Below are 14847 nucleotides of genomic sequence, written 5' to 3'. Positions count from 1 at the left end.
CGTCGGTTCACGGCCGATTACCCAACCTAAAGAAGCGCTAATCACACTTCGGGCAAATCTCCGTTCGGACGACCGCCACTCCCACGACCCGAAGGCTCAGGCCAATTCGATGAGGTCTCGATACTCGTCGGACCAGTAGTCTTCGGTCCCGTCGGGCAGCAGAACCACCCGCTGGGGCTCCAACGCTTCCGCAGCGCCGGGGTCGTGGGTGACCAAGATCACAGCGCCCTGGTAGCTGCGAAGCGCGTCGAGTACCTGCTCTCGCGACGCGGGATCCAGGTTGTTGGTGGGCTCGTCGAGCAGCAGCACGTTGGCTGTGGACGCGACGAGGCCGGCCAGTGCGAGCCGCGTCTTCTCGCCACCCGACAGCGTGCCTGCATGTTGATCGAGTTGGGGTCCGGTGAACATGAAGGCACCGAGCAGGCTGCGCAGGTCCTGCTCGCCGGTATCGGGCGCGGCGTGCCGGATGTTCTCCCACACGGTTGCCCTGTCGTCGAGGGTGTCGTGTTCCTGCGCGAAGTACCCGAGCTTGAGTCCGTGGCCGGGCTCGATCCGACCCGCGTCCGGCGCCTCGGCTCCCGCGAGGATGCGCAGCAGGGTGGTCTTGCCCGCGCCGTTCAACCCGAGGATGACAACGCGGGACCCCTTGTCGATGGCGAGGTCGACGCCGGTGAACACCTCCAGCGAGCCGAAGGTCTTGGTCAAACCCTTGCCCACCAGCGGGGTGCGCCCGCACACCGCCGGGGTGGGGAACCTGATCTTGGCCACCTTGTCGGCCACGCGTTCCTCGTCCAGGGAGGACATCATCCGGTCTGCTCTGCGCAGCATGTTCTGTGCGGCAACGGCTTTGGTCGCTTTCGCGCCCATCTTGGCAGCCTGGGTCCGTAGTGCGCCCGCCTTGCGCTCGGCGTTGGCCCGCTCGCGCCTGCGGCGTTGCTCATCGGTGGCGCGGGCGTCGAGATACTTCTGCCAGCTCATGTTGTAGACGTCCGCCTCGCCGCGCACGGCGTCGAGGAACCACACCCGGTTGACGACGTCTGCGAGCAGTTCGACGTTGTGGCTGATGACGACGAGGCCGCCGGAGTGGTTTTGCAGGAAGGCGCGCAACCATCCGATCGAGTCGGCGTCGAGGTGGTTGGTCGGCTCGTCGAGCAGCAGCGTGGTGTCCGAACCCGAGCCCGTGTCGGACGCGGCGAAGAGGATGCGGCTGAGCTCGACGCGGCGACGCTGGCCGCCGGACAGGGTGCGCAGCGGTTGCGTGAGCACGCGTTCGGGAAGGCCGAGGCTGGCGCAGATGCGGCCCGCTTCGCTCTCGGCGGCGTACCCGCCGAGTGCGGAGAACCGCTCCTCGAGTTCACCGTAGCGACGCACCGCCTTGTCACGCGCGGCGTCGTCGGCGACTTCCGCCATGATCGCCTGCTGCTTCTCCAGGTCAGACAGCAGCGTGTCCAGCCCGCGCGCCGAGAGCACCCGGTCGCGGGCCAGCATGTCGAGGTCGCCCTCTCTGGGATCCTGTGGCAGATAACCGATCTCGCCGGTGCGCTCGACGGTGCCCGCGTACGGCTCACCCTCGCCGGCGAGGATGCGCATCGTGGTGGTCTTCCCGGCGCCGTTGCGGCCGACCAGACCGATGCGGTCACCAGGCTGGATGCGCAACGCCGGTCCGTCGATGGACAGCAGCGTGCGCGCTCCGGCGCGGACCTCGAGGTCCGTTGCGGTGATCACTGCGCTCCTATCCCCGGTCGCTGCGCTCCTGCCCTCCGGAGCGCTACCCCTCTTGCTTCGTCATTTGTCGTCGGTGAAGACTGCGGGGCGGTTCTGTGCGCGCGCAGCGACCGCTTCCTCGAAGTTGGCGGTGAGTAGACGCACGAACAGTTGCCCCAGGCCCTCGGCCTGCATGTGACCTTCCAGGCTACCGGCGTCCAGTCCACTCCAGAGCGTGCGCTTGGTCAACTCGGTGCCCGGTCGCGAGAACGCCGCGATGCGCCCAGCCAGCTCGTAGCAGGTGTCCAGTAACCGCTCGTCGGGCACAGCACGGGACACCAGGCCGATCCGCTCGGCCTCGGCGGCGTCGATGTCGCGGCCTGTCAGCATCGCTTCGAACGCCCGTGAGGTGCCAATTGCCCTGGGCAGCAGGTAGGACAGCCCGAGCTCGCTGGCGGTCAAGCCGTTGTTGATGCCCGCCGCACGGAAATAGGCGCCTTCGGCGGCGACGCGGATGTCGCATGCCAACGCGAGGCACAATCCCCCACCGATGGCCGCCCCGTTGACCGCCGCGATCACCGGCTGATGCAGTTTGCGTATGGCGAGAATCACGTCGTCGAGCACTTCCATCGACCGCAACGCGAAGGTGGGCCGGGTCAGTCCGTCGATGTGGGGCACCGAACCCGCCGACTTGTGATCGGCACCCGACGAGAAGCCCCGGCCGGCTCCGGTCAGCACGACCACCCTGGTGTCGTTGTCGTGAGTGAGCTCGTCGAGCGCCTTCTTCAACGGGACCATCACGTCGAACGCCATCGAGTTCATCCGCTCGGGGCGATTCAACGTCACCAGCGCCACGTGGGGCTGCGGGCGGTCGACCAGGACGAAGGGGCTTTGCTCGCTCACGACTGCACGTTATCGCGCGGCCGAGCGCGGCCCCGCCGCTACTGCCCTTCGGCGTCGTTCTGGGCTGCGAGCGCGGCGTCGACGTCCAAGTCCTTGAGTTGGGCGATGATGCCGTCGAGCTCCGCGGCGGGCAACATCCCCGAGTGTCGAAAGACCATATGGCCCTTCTTGAATCCCATCAGCGTGGGGATCGCCTGAATCTGAGCGGCCGACGCGAGGGCCTGCTCAGCCTCGGTGTCGACCTTGGCGTGGACCACGTCGGGATGCTTCTCGGCCGACGCCTTGAAGGTCGGTGCGAATGCCTTACACGGCCCGCACCACTCCGCCCAGAAGTCCACCAACACGATCTCGTTGTCGTTGATGGTGTCGTTGAACACTTCGGCGGTGATGTCTTGTGTACTCACGTCTCTCCCAACGTTGCCAAATGCCTGGTTGTTCCCTGGGTACGGTTAGCGCAACCCAGCAAGTGCGACCGCGGCGTCAAAGCCATTGAACCCGTCGAGTGCGTCGTCGCGCAGTCTGTTCACCCACGTCGGATCCGCCAGCAGCGCACGTCCGATCGCCACGACGTCGAACTCGCCCGCCCCGAAGCGATCCAGCACCTCGTCGGGCGATGCGGGTGCGATGACTTCGCCAATCTTGCCGCCACGATGCTCGGTGGCCAGTCCGACCGACCCGACGGCGATCACTGGGGCGCCGGTGACCTTCTTCGTCCAGCCCGCCAGGCTCAGCACCGGATCTGAATCGGGGAACGCAGGGACGTAGTGCCGCGCGTCGAGGGATGAAACACGTCCACCGTTCCGTATGAGTGAGCAGGAGTGAGTGCTGCTCGGTTGCGGCCCGAACGGTGTTGGCCGCTGGTGGCGGGTATTCTCCGGCGGGCCGTTACGCATCGTGTGCGTGACGGCGGACCGGAACTGCCGTGCCTGCCAACGCGGTTCGGTTGGCGATCGGGCCTGGCCGGTGGCGTGCCCACAACGGTCCTCTGTCCGTTGCGGGGTCCTGCCGGCCGTCGCCTGATCGTGAGTCCGAGACCACGTCTGCCGATCGCGGCCGCCGCACCGTGATGGCCGGTGACCGGTTCGGAAGTCTGCTGCTGCAAGGGTTTGACCCAGTGTTGGGCACCCCACTTACTGGTGTAAGCCGGATCCACCCCGATGAGCGCGATGCCACGACGAGCCGCCATCGCGGTCAGCCGGTTGCGAAACTTGGCTGTCGGGATGCCGGTGACGGTGCGGCGGAACCGCTTCCCGCGCTGACCGCGGCCCATGGTCTCGCGGCCGGTGGCGCGGGCATCGGCGAAGTCGAGGTTTTCGATCACCACGGCAACGCACCGAGCGTGGGCCGCGGTGTCGAGCAGCGCGGTGATCGCCGCACGAACCCGCCCATCACGCCGCGATGCCGGCAGTCCCGCGGTATCCACGGGGATCGATATCGGGTCCCCGACCGGGCTCCCGGACCCGTCGAGCACGCAGCAGGCGAGGTGATCGGCATTCAGATCGACACCCAACACCGGGCCGGCCCGTAGATCGTCGATCGACGGCGGAGCGGTCACATCCTGTTTCCAGGAGGCGTCCAGATACCAGCGATCCTTGACCGGGTCATGGGTGATGTCGTAACGCACCGCGCGCCGACCCGCGACCCGCTGCGCCCACTCGGTGCCACGGTGGGCGAAGCTCACCGATGCGTCGATGTCGAGATGCGTCCCGTACTGCGATACCAGTGCGGCGGGGACTTTGATGCGCAACCGGCCGGCCTCGTCGACGCGCAGGGTTTCGTTGCCGCCGGCCTTGCCCGACTCCCCATCGGCGGTCAAGAACATCCGGGACCCATCCCAGCGGCCCCGCCACTGCTGTTCGGTCATGGCTGCCTCGTCGAGGTGGGTGCGGGTGCGCCACAACCGTTTCCCGCCCATCGTGACCGAGGGCCGACCCGCATCCAACGCCGCCCGGGCGACGGCGAGTCGCTCACGCAGTATCGCCAGGCGCCGGGTCTTCGCGAACCGTTCACCCGCGGTCCGGTAACCACGCCGCCGCGCAGACCGGTGCGCACCAGTGGGGATGGCTTCCTGCTCACCGGGCCGCAGCGCACACCGCTGCTCGAGCACCTCGACCGCGGCGTGCAGATCAGCGACGTGAACACCGAGCCCTCGCATGCCCAGCTGGTACTGGTCCTCCACGGCCCGTGTGATCGCCCCAGCCCACCGCGACGACGACACTGCGGTGAGCGCCTGTTTGCGCCGAGCGCGCCACGCAGCGTGCCCCTCGTGGTCCAACCGACCCAGTTGCACCCGGGCCGCCAGTTCCGTCCGGTACACCGATCCCAGAAACGATCCGATCTCCGCGAGCGCGGCGGCCTCAGCCTCACTGAGGCGAACTCGGGTCCGGATCCGCACCCCCGCCGGCGGCGCAGCCACCACCGGATCACCGATGCGGCGCAGCTGCCTACCCATTCCCACATCCTGGCAGCCGCCACCGACAACTCCAGGCCGCGCGACTCGGTCAGCGCTAGACGGTGAAGCCGAGCGCCCGCAGTTGCTCGCGGCCGTCCTCGGTGATCTTGTCCGGCCCCCATGGCGGATTCCACACCCAATTGATCTTGATCTCGGTGACGAGTCCGGCGCCGACGAGCGCGTTGCGCGACTGGTCCTCGATGACGTCGGTGAGCGGGCACGCCGCCGACGTCAGGGTCATGTCGATGAGCGCAACGTCTCCCGACTCCCCCTTCTCGACGTTCAGCCCGTAGACAAGGCCCAGATCGACGACGTTGATTCCGAGTTCGGGATCGACGACGTCGCGCATCGCCTCCTCGAGGTCGGCGATCAGCTCGTCACCCTGCGCGGCTGTTTCGCTCATCGAGCGTCTCCTCACTGGCTTGCGCCAAAGCGTCCTTGAAAGCCATCCAGCCCAATAGGGCGCACTTTACGCGCGCCGGGTACTTGGCGACGCCGGCGAAGGCGATGCCGTCGCCAATCACGTCCTCGTCCCCCTCGACGTTGCCGCGTGACGCGATCATCTCGGTGAACGCCGCCACGGTCTTGAGCGCGTCGCCCACCGGCTGGCCGATGACCTGATCGGTGAGCACCGACGTCGAGGCCTGACTGATCGAACAGCCCTGCCCGTCGTAGGAGACGTCGGTCACCGTGTCGCCGTCCTCGGACAGCGCCACCCGCAGCGTCACCTCGTCGCCGCACGTCGGGTTGACGTGCTGCACCTCGGCACCGAAGGGCTCCCGCAGTCCACGATGGTGCGGGTGCTTGTAGTGGTCCAGGATCACTTCCTGGTACATCTGCTCCAGCCGCACTAGTCCCGCCCAAAGAACTCGACGGCCCGGTGGACTCCGGCGACCAAGCGGTCGACCTCGTCGAGCGTGTTGTAAACCGCGAACGACGCCCGCGCGGTCGCGGCGATGCCGAACCGGCGGTGCAGCGGCCACGCACAGTGATGTCCCACGCGCACGGCGACACCCTCGTCGTCGAGCACTTGGCCGACGTCGTGCGCGTGGACGCCGTCGACGACGAACGACACGGGTGAACCGCGCCGCTCGGTGGACAGGGGCCCGACGATCCGGACGCCTTCGACCGAGGCCAATCCGGTCAGCGCGGTGGCCACCAGCTCCTGCTCGTGCTGTTCCACCGCCCCCATCCCGATGGCGCTCAAATACCTTGCGGCGGCGGCCAGTCCGACCACCTGCGACGTCATGGGCGTGCCGGCCTCGAACCGCTGCGGGGCGGGCGCGTAGGTGGTGGCCTCCATCGTCACGGTCTCGATCATCGACCCGCCGGTGAGGAACGGAGGCAGCGCGTGCAGCACCTCGCGCCGCCCGTAGAGCGCGCCGATGCCCGTCGGGCCGAGCATCTTGTGGCCCGAGAACACGGCGAAGTCGACGTCGAGGGCGTGGAAGTCGACGGGTTGGTGCGGCACCGACTGGCACGCGTCGAGCACCGTCAACGCTCCAACGGCACGGGCCCGCGCCACCAGTTCGGCGACCGGCGCCACGGCCCCCGTCACGTTCGAATGGTGGCTGAAGGCAACCACTTTCACGCGCTCATCGAGTTCTAGCGAATCCAGGTCGATGCGACCGTCGTCAGTCACGCCGTACCAGCGCAACGTGGCACCGGTGCGCTGGGCCAACTCCTGCCACGGGATGAGGTTGGCGTGGTGTTCGAGTTCGGTGGTGACGATGACGTCGCCGGGACCCACGGCGCGTTCGAACCGCCTGTCCCCCAATGCGTAGGAGACCAGGTTGATCGACTCGGTGGCGTTCTTGGTGAACACCAATTCGTCCACGTCGGCGCCGACGAACGCCGCGAGGTCCTCGCGGCCCTGCTCGTAGGCGTCCGTGGACTCCTCCATGAGCTGGTGCGCCCCACGGTGCACGGCACCGTTCGAATGGGTCAAGAAGCTCCGCTCGGCGTCGAGCACGGCCAGCGGCTTCTGCGACGTCGCACCGGAATCCAGGTACGCCAACTGCTTTCCGCCGCGCATCACCCGGCCCAGGATCGGGAAGTCCGCCCGAATCCTGTCCACCTCAGTGGGATCCAATGTCCGTACCGAGGTCGTCATGTCAGGCTCCTGCGGCAGCGGCCTGCGTGAAGCGCTCGTAGCCGTGCTCCTCGAGCTCGTCGGCAAGCTCGGGGCCACCGGACTCGATGATCCGGCCATCGACGAACACATGGACGAACTGCGGCTGGATGTAGCGCAGGATGCGGGTGTAGTGGGTAATCAACAGCACGCCGCCGTGCTCGGACTCGGCGTACCGGTTGACGCCCTCGCTGACGACGCGCAGCGCGTCGACGTCGAGCCCCGAGTCGGTTTCGTCGAGGATCGCGATCTTGGGCTTGAGCAGACCGAGTTGCAGGATCTCATGGCGCTTCTTCTCGCCGCCGGAGAAGCCCTCGTTCACGCTGCGCTCACCGAACGACGGGTCGATGTCGAGCTCGGTCATCGCGGTCTTGACTTCCTTGACCCAATGCCGCAGCTTCGGGGCTTCGCCGCGAACGGCGGTGGCCGCGGTACGCAGGAAGTTCGACATCGACACGCCGGGGACCTCGATGGGGTACTGCATCGCGAGGAACAGCCCGGCGCGGGCCCGTTCGTCGATGCTCATCTCCAGCACGTCCGCACCGTCCAACGTGATGGACCCAGAGGTGACCGTGTACTTGGGATGCCCGGCGATGGCGTAGGACAGCGTCGACTTGCCAGAACCGTTGGGGCCCATCACCGCGTGGGTCTCCCCCGACTTCACGGTCAGGTTGACGCCCTTGAGGATCGGGATGTCCGTCCCGTCCTCAGCGGAGACGACGGAGACGTGCAGGTCCTTGACTTCCAATGTGGTCATATCAGCTATTTCTCGATTCGGTGATGGCTAGTTCTCGTTCGATGGCTTCGGTGAGGCGCTCACGCACGGCGGGGACGGCGATCTTGGCGATGATCTCGCCGAAGAAGCCGCGCACCACCAGGCGACGGGCCTGGGCTTCGGGGATTCCGCGGGCACGCAGGTAGAACAACTGCTCGTCGTCGAAACGTCCCGTGGCACTTGCGTGCCCGGCGCCGATGATCTCGCCCGTCTCGATCTCCAGGTTGGGCACCGAGTCGGCGCGGGCGCCGTCGGTGAGCACCAGGTTTCGGTTGACTTCGAAGGTATCGGTGCCAGTCGCCTCGGCGCGGATCAACACGTCGCCGATCCACACCGTGTGTGCGTCGGGCCGCTTGGAATCCGGATCGCCTTGCAGCGCACCCTTGTACAGCACGTCGGACTTGCAGTTCGGTTGTGCGTGGTCGACCAGCAACCGCGACTCGAAGAACTGACCATCGTCGGCGAAGTACGTGCCGAGCAGCTTGGCGTCGCCGCCGGGACCGTCGAAGCGCACCGTCGCCGTCGTGCGGACGACGTCGCCACCCAGCGTGACGTTGACGTGCCCGAGTACCGCGTCCTTGCCCAGCCGAGCGTGATGGGCGCTGACGTGCACCATGTCGTCGGCCCAGTCGGCGATCCAGATGACACCAAGCCCCGCCGAGTCACCGACGATGAACTCGACGTTGTCGGCGTAGGTTCCGCTGCCGCGCAGGTCGATGACCACGATGGCTCTGGAGAGTTCCTCGACGCGGACCTGCAGATGTCCGTAGGCCACCGCGCCTTCGCCGGGGCCGGTGACGACGATCTCGATGGGTTCGGCCACCTCGGTGTCGCGGGCCACGGTCACCACGGTCGCCGAGTTGAACGACGAGAACGCCTGCGCCGCAACTCGGTCGGTCGGTACCCCGCCCTGGCCGAGCCGTTCGTCGCCGCGGCGCACCGTCTCGATCGTCACGCCGGGGCGTTCGCCGACCTCGATGAGCGCGCTACCCGTCGCTGGCGCAGTTCCGTCGTGCAACCCGCGCAGCCGCTTCAGCGGCGTGAACCGCCACAACTCGTCGCGGCCGCCGGGCACCTCGAAGGCGTCGACGTCGAACGAGGCGAACAGTTCGCCCTTGTTCTTGACGATCCCTTCGACCGTATCCGTCAGATTCGAACGCGTCATCCGACCGCGCCCTCCATCTGCAGCTCGATCAGCCGGTTGAGCTCAAGGGCGTACTCCATCGGGAGTTCCTTGGCGATGGGCTCGACGAACCCGCGCACCACCATCGCCATGGCCTCGTCCTCGGTCAGCCCGCGGCTCATCAGGTAGAACAGCTGGTCCGCGCTGACCTTGGACACCGTGGCCTCGTGACCCATCGTGACGTCGTCCTCGCGGATGTCGACGTACGGGTAGGTGTCGCTGCGGCTGATCGTATCGACAAGCAGCGCATCGCATTTCACGCTGGCACGCGAGCCGTGGGCACCCTTGTTGATCTGGACGAGGCCACGGTAGGACGTGCGGCCACCACCGCGGGCCACCGACTTGGAGACGATGTTGCTCGACGTGTTGGGCGCCAGGTGCAGCATCTTGGCGCCGGTGTCCTGGTGCTGGCCCTCGCCGGCGAACGCCACCGAGAGCACCTCGCCCTTGGCGTGCTCGCCCGTCATCCAGACCGCCGGGTACTTCATGGTGACCTTGGAGCCGATGTTGCCGTCGACCCACTCCATGGTGGCGCCCGCCTCCGCGCGCGCCCGCTTGGTGACCAGGTTGTAGACGTTGTTCGACCAGTTCTGGATCGTCGTGTACCGGCACCGGCCGCCGGGCTTCACGATGATCTCGACGACCGCGGAGTGCAGCGAGTCGCTCTTGTAGATCGGCGCGGTACAGCCCTCGACGTAGTGCACGTAGGCGTCCTCGTCGACGATGATCAGCGTCCGCTCGAACTGACCCATGTTCTCGGTGTTGATCCGGAAGTAGGCCTGCAGCGGGATGTCGACGTGCACGCCCTTTGGCACGTAGATGAACGAACCACCCGACCACACCGCGGTGTTCAGCGCGGAGAACTTGTTGTCACCGGCCGGGATCACGGTGCCGAAGTACTGCCTGAACAGCTCCGGGTGTTCCTTCAAAGCGGTATCGGTGTCGAGGAAGATGACGCCGAGCGCCTCGAGATCCTCGCGGATCGAGTGGTAGACCACCTCGGACTCGTACTGAGCCGCGACACCGGAGACCAGCCGCTGCTTCTCCGCCTCGGGGATGCCCAGCCGGTCGTAGGTGTTCTTGATGTCCGCGGGCAGGTCGTCCCAGGTGGCGGCCTGCTTCTCGCTGGACCGCACGAAGTACTTGATGTTGTCGAAGTGGATGCCCTCGAGGTTGGAGCCCCAATTCGGCATCGGCTTCTTGTCGAACGTCCGTAGCGCCTTCAGGCGGACGTCGAGCATCCACTGGGGCTCGCTCTTCTTCGCCGAAATGTCGCGCACGACGGCCTCCGACAGCCCACGCTGCGCGCTCGCACCCGCGACGTCCGAGTCCGACCAGCCATAGCCATAGTTGCCGAGCGAGGCGATGGCCTCGTCCTGCGTCAGCTGGGCCTCCGGTGTTGTCGTCATGTCGACGCTCCTTGGTGGGTCGTGATGGTTTCGGCTCGGGCTGTGAGCCGAATGGAAAGTTGCTTCTCGGGGATGACGGGGACGTGGGTGGTGCACGCACAGTCGCCGTTGACGATGGTGGCCAGGCGTTGCACGTGGGTGCCCAGGAGCTCCGCGAACGCCTCACGCTCGGTTTCGCACAACTCCGGGAACTCCTCGGCGACGTGTGACACCGGGCAGTGGTGCTGGCACAGCTGGATGCCGTGGATCGGCCCGCTCACCGGTGTCGTGGTGGTGGCGTAGCCGGCCTTGGTCAGCGCCGCCGCAACCCTATCGGCAGTCGATTCAACATCGTCGGGGCCGTCGGTTACTCCCGCCAGGATGGTGTCGATGCGGCGCCGCGCGAACGTTCGGATGGCTTCGTCGCCGCCGAGCTCGCGCAACTGCCGCATGGCCGCCACTGCGAGGTCGTCGTAGGTGTGATCGAGCTTGGCCCGGCCCGCGGCCGTGATGCGGTACCGCTTGGCGGGGCGACCCCTGCCGTTGTGCTGCCATGCCGCCGCGGCGTGGGACTCGGCGTCGCCCGCATCGATGAGGGCGTCGAGGTGCCGACGCACGCCTGCGGCGGAGATGCCCAGCCGCTCACCGATCTGACCAGCGGTGATGGGACCTTCAAGCAGGAGTTGCACGATTGCGCGGCGGGTATGGCCGTCGGATGTGGCACCGCCCGCGGACGCGTGCGGAGCGGCGACAGCCGTGCTCGACCCCTCCGAACCGAATTCCACAACACCATTGTGACGGAATTCGACGAGGCGGTCTAGCAAGGCCACCCTTACCGCAATCCCGGTCGGCCACCGATCGTCGGCTGGCTACGCTGCTGGGATGGCAGCCCGCCGACAGTCTCTGAGCTCGGCCGTCGCCCGCTGGCACGCCGACGAGACCACGGTCGGGTCCCCACTCAACGCCGCCGAGGTCGCATCGCTGCGTCGCACGCGTGTATTCGGCGCGACGGGCACGGTGCTGATGGCGATCGGAGCGCTCGGCGCGGGCGCCCGACCCGTCGTCCAGGACCCGACGTTCGGGGTGCGGCTGCTCAACCTGCCGTCCCGCATTCAGACGGTGTCCCTGACGATGACCACCACGGGTGCGGTGATGATGGCGCTGGCCTGGCTGATGCTGGGCCGGTTCGCACTCGGCAGCCGCCGCATGTCCCGCAGCCAGCTGGACCGCACCTTGCTGCTGTGGGCACTGCCGCTGCTGGTCGCCCCGCCGATGTACAGCAGGGACGTCTACTCCTATCTCGCGCAGAGCCAGATCGCCCGACTCGGACTGGACCCGTACAAGGTCGGACCGGCCTCCGGGCTTGGGCTCGACCACGTCTTCACGCTGACCGTTCCGAGTATGTGGCGGGAGACACCCGCCCCGTACGGACCGCTGTTCCTGTGGCTCGGCAGCGGCGTCTCCACGCTGACGGGCGACAACATCGTCGCAGCAGTGCTCTGTCACCGACTGATCGTGCTCGGCGGCGTCGCGCTGATCCTCTGGGCCACCCCACGTTTGGCGCGACGCTGCGGGGTTGCCGAGGTCAGCGCACTCTGGCTAGGCCCATGCAACCCGCTGTTGTTCATGCATCTGGTTGCGGGCATCCACAACGAGGCCCTCATGCTGGGGCTGATGCTGGCCGGCACCGAGTTGGCCTTGCGGGGCACCGACTGTACGAAACGGATGTGCCCCCGGCCGCCGCACTGGCCACGTGGCCGCGACGACTGGGCACAGTGGTATCCGCTGGCCATGCTCGTGGCGGGCACCGTGCTGATCGCGATGTCCTCCCAGGTGAAGCTGCCGTCGCTGCTGGCGGTCGGCTTCGTCGCGATGGCCCTGGCGCGCCGGTGGGGCGGCACCGTGAGGGCGTTCTTCGCCGCGACGGGAGCACTTGCCGCCATCTCTCTGGCGGTGATTGCGCTCATCGGGTGGGTCAGCGGGCTGGGCTTCGGCTGGCTCTTCACCCTCGGCACGGCGAACGTCGTGCGGTCGTGGATGTCGCCACCCACCCTGGTCGCGCTGGCCACCGGCCAGATCGGCATCCTGCTCGGACTCGGGGACCACACCACGTCCGTGCTGGGCCTCACCCGCGCGATCGGCGTCGTCGCCATCGCCATCCTGGTGACCTGGCTGCTGTTGGCCGTGCTGCGCGGCAGACTGCACCCCGTCGGCGGGCTGGGCGTGGCGCTCGGCGTGACCATACTGTTCTTCCCGGTGGTCCAGCCCTGGTACCTGCTGTGGGCAATCGTGCCGCTGGCGACCTGGGCGACGCGGCCAGGGTTCCGCGGCACCGCGATCGCGCTGACGCTGATGGTCGGCATCTTCGGTCCGACGGCCAACGGGGACCGCTTCACGATCTTCCAAATCCTCGACGCGACGGTGGCGAGCCTGTTGATCGTGTTCATCCTGATCGCCGTGACGTATCGCCGACTTCCCTGGCGTCCGCTTCCCGACACGAACGGGACCGCGGGGTCCGCGTCGACGGCTGGGCCGGGCACGTCCACCACCGCGCAGGCGGGGCCGACGCCCATCAAGCCGGACGCCTACGCTGAGTCTCCGTGACGTCCCGTTCCGACATCCCCGTGCTGCTGCGCGGGGTCAGCAAGCGGTTCGGGTCGACGACGGCGGTCAACGCGCTGGACCTCGAGGTCGGCCGGGCCCAGGTGCTCGCGCTGCTAGGCCCCAACGGGGCGGGCAAGACGACGACTGTGGAGATGTGCGAGGGATTCCTGCGGCCCGACGAGGGCACCATCGAGATCCTCGGGCTCGACCCGACGGCCGACAACGCCTCCCTGCGTGAACGCATCGGGGTGATGCTCCAGGGCGGTGGGGGCTATCCGGCGGCCCGGGCTGCCGAGATGCTGAATCTCGTTGCCGCGTATTCGGCCAACCCCCTGGATCCCGCGTGGTTGATGGACACGCTGGGGCTGACCGAGGCGGGTCGGACCACGTACCGCCGACTGTCGGGAGGCCAGCAGCAACGGCTGGCGCTGGCGTGCGCCGTCGTTGGGCGACCGGAGTTGGTGTTCCTCGACGAGCCGACGGCAGGCATGGACGCTCATGCCCGAATCGTGGTGTGGGAGTTGATCGACGGGCTGCGCCGCGACGGGGTCACCGTGGTGCTGACGACCCACCAGCTGACCGAGGCGGAGCAACTCGCCGACCAGTTGGTCATCATCGATCACGGCGTCGCGGTGGCAAGGGGGACCCCCGCCGAGCTGATGAATCAGGGCTCCGAGAATCAGTTGCGCTTCTCCGCGCCGCCGCAGCTGGACCTGACGCTGCTCATCTCGGCGCTTCCCGAGAGTTACCAGGCCACCGAGCGGGCGCCGGGCGAATACCTCGTCGAGGGCCAGATCGACCCGCAGGTGCTCGCGACGGTGACCGCGTGGTGCGCCCGGCTCGACGTGCTGGCCACCGACATGCGCGTCGATAGGCGGAGCCTCGAGGACGTGTTCCTCGACTTGACGGGTCGGGAGTTGCGACCGTGACGAATCGCTTTGCCCCCGGCACGTTTTCGCCCGATCCGCGCCCCGCGACGGTGCCTCGCATGCTGGCCGCGCAGTTCGGGCTGGAACTCAAGCTGCTGCTGCGCAACGGCGAACAGCTGCTCCTGACGATGTTCATTCCGATCACGCTGTTGATTGGTCTGGTGTTGCTGCCGATCGGGTCGTCGTTCGGCACCAACCGCGTCGCCACGTTCGTCCCGGCGATCATGGCGCTCGCGGTGATCTCGACCGCATTCACCGGCCAGGCCATCGCGGTGGCGTTCGACCGGCGGTACGGCGCGCTCAAGCGGTTGGGCGCCACCGCGCTGCCCGTCTGGGGCATCATCACCGGGAAGTCACTCGCCGTCGTGACAGTGGTGTTCCTTCAGTCGATTCTGTTGGGCGCCATCGGCTTTGCATTGGGCTGGCGCCCAAGCGCTGCGGGCCTACTTCTGGGCGCCGTCATCATCGCACTCGGAACGGCCGTGTTCGCCGCCCTGGGACTGCTGCTCGGCGGAACGTTGAAGGCCGAACTGGTGCTCGCGATCGCCAACCTGTTGTGGTTCGTCTTCGCCGGACTCGGGGCACTGACGCTCGGCGGAGGCATGGTCCCGCCCGGCGCCGAGTGGGCGGCCAGGTTGACGCCGTCGGGCGCGTTGACCGAGGCGCTGTCGCACGCCATGACGCTGTCGGTCGACTGGTTCGGCATCGCGGTGCTGATCGCTTGGGGCGCATTCGGATCCATCGCCGCGCTGCGGTGGTTCCGCTTCACCTGACGGCC

Annotated in this window: 13 protein-coding genes and 1 pseudogene; 3 read left to right on the top strand and 11 right to left on the bottom strand. The window is 67.5% G+C overall.

The features are described 5' to 3' along the window. Positions 1 to 96 precede the first annotated feature (96 nt). The 11 genes and pseudogenes from SLQ33_RS12455 to SLQ33_RS12405 all read right to left on the bottom strand — a co-directional run bounded on the left by SLQ33_RS12455 (position 97) and on the right by SLQ33_RS12405 (position 11378). A complete protein-coding gene (locus SLQ33_RS12455; protein ID WP_319454140.1) occupies positions 97 to 1725 on the bottom strand; it encodes an ABC-F family ATP-binding cassette domain-containing protein in 1629 nt (542 codons plus the stop codon). Positions 1726 to 1785: 60 nt separating this feature from the next. Continuing rightward, a complete protein-coding gene (locus tag SLQ33_RS12450) occupies positions 1786 to 2607 on the bottom strand; it encodes an enoyl-CoA hydratase (protein WP_319454139.1) in 822 nt (273 codons plus the stop codon). 38 nt (positions 2608 to 2645) lie between these two features. After that, positions 2646 to 3011: a thioredoxin gene (gene trxA / locus SLQ33_RS12445; RefSeq protein WP_319454138.1), complete on the bottom strand. Its 366-nt coding sequence runs from the start codon at positions 3009 to 3011 to the stop codon at positions 2646 to 2648. 45 nt (positions 3012 to 3056) lie between these two features. Continuing rightward, positions 3057 to 3403: pseudogene (locus SLQ33_RS12440) on the bottom strand (12-oxophytodienoate reductase); the annotation flags it as partial. Positions 3404 to 5114: 1711 nt separating this feature from the next. Beyond that, a complete protein-coding gene (locus tag SLQ33_RS12435; protein ID WP_319454137.1) occupies positions 5115 to 5462 on the bottom strand; it encodes a metal-sulfur cluster assembly factor in 348 nt (115 codons plus the stop codon). Next, positions 5437 to 5895, bottom strand: a complete 459-nt coding sequence (sufU, locus tag SLQ33_RS12430; RefSeq protein WP_319454364.1) for a Fe-S cluster assembly sulfur transfer protein SufU — start codon at positions 5893 to 5895, stop codon at positions 5437 to 5439. The genes SLQ33_RS12435 and sufU overlap by 26 nt, the downstream gene beginning before the upstream one ends. Before the next feature lie 14 nt (positions 5896 to 5909). Next, entirely contained in the window at positions 5910 to 7172 is a 1263-nt protein-coding gene (locus SLQ33_RS12425; RefSeq protein WP_319454136.1) for a cysteine desulfurase, read from the bottom strand. A 1-nt stretch (position 7173) separates the two neighbouring features. After that, positions 7174 to 7947, bottom strand: a complete 774-nt coding sequence (gene sufC, locus SLQ33_RS12420; protein WP_319454135.1) for a Fe-S cluster assembly ATPase SufC — start codon at positions 7945 to 7947, stop codon at positions 7174 to 7176. A gap of 1 nt (position 7948) precedes the next feature. Continuing rightward, on the bottom strand, positions 7949 to 9130 hold the full coding sequence (gene sufD / locus SLQ33_RS12415; protein WP_319454134.1) for a Fe-S cluster assembly protein SufD: 1182 nt from the start codon (positions 9128 to 9130) through the stop codon (positions 7949 to 7951). Continuing rightward, positions 9127 to 10557: a Fe-S cluster assembly protein SufB gene (gene sufB, locus SLQ33_RS12410; protein ID WP_319454133.1), complete on the bottom strand. Its 1431-nt coding sequence runs from the start codon at positions 10555 to 10557 to the stop codon at positions 9127 to 9129. The genes sufD and sufB overlap by 4 nt, the downstream gene beginning before the upstream one ends. After that, positions 10554 to 11378 carry a metalloregulator ArsR/SmtB family transcription factor gene (locus SLQ33_RS12405; protein WP_319454363.1) on the bottom strand — a complete coding sequence of 275 codons (825 nt, stop codon included), beginning with the start codon at positions 11376 to 11378 and terminating at the stop codon, positions 10554 to 10556. The genes sufB and SLQ33_RS12405 overlap by 4 nt, the downstream gene beginning before the upstream one ends. Before the next feature lie 40 nt (positions 11379 to 11418). Here SLQ33_RS12405 and mptB point away from each other — a divergent pair, with 40 nt between their 5' ends. The 3 genes from mptB to SLQ33_RS12390 are packed head-to-tail and all read left to right on the top strand — an operon-like array spanning position 11419 to position 14842. Next, positions 11419 to 13140, top strand: a complete 1722-nt coding sequence (gene mptB, locus SLQ33_RS12400) for a polyprenol phosphomannose-dependent alpha 1,6 mannosyltransferase MptB (protein WP_319454132.1) — start codon at positions 11419 to 11421, stop codon at positions 13138 to 13140. After that, positions 13137 to 14069: an ABC transporter ATP-binding protein gene (locus SLQ33_RS12395; RefSeq protein WP_319454131.1), complete on the top strand. Its 933-nt coding sequence runs from the start codon at positions 13137 to 13139 to the stop codon at positions 14067 to 14069. The genes mptB and SLQ33_RS12395 overlap by 4 nt, the downstream gene beginning before the upstream one ends. Beyond that, positions 14066 to 14842, top strand: a complete 777-nt coding sequence (locus SLQ33_RS12390) for an ABC transporter permease (protein WP_319454130.1) — start codon at positions 14066 to 14068, stop codon at positions 14840 to 14842. Before SLQ33_RS12395 ends, SLQ33_RS12390 begins: the two co-directional genes overlap by 4 nt. Positions 14843 to 14847: the final 5 nt, after the last annotated feature.

It is taken from the genome of Mycobacterium sp. RTGN6 (genome assembly GCF_033804605.1).
In the GTDB taxonomy this organism is placed as follows: domain Bacteria; phylum Actinomycetota; class Actinomycetes; order Mycobacteriales; family Mycobacteriaceae; genus Mycobacterium.
This window is presented reverse-complemented; position numbering and strand designations above follow the sequence as displayed.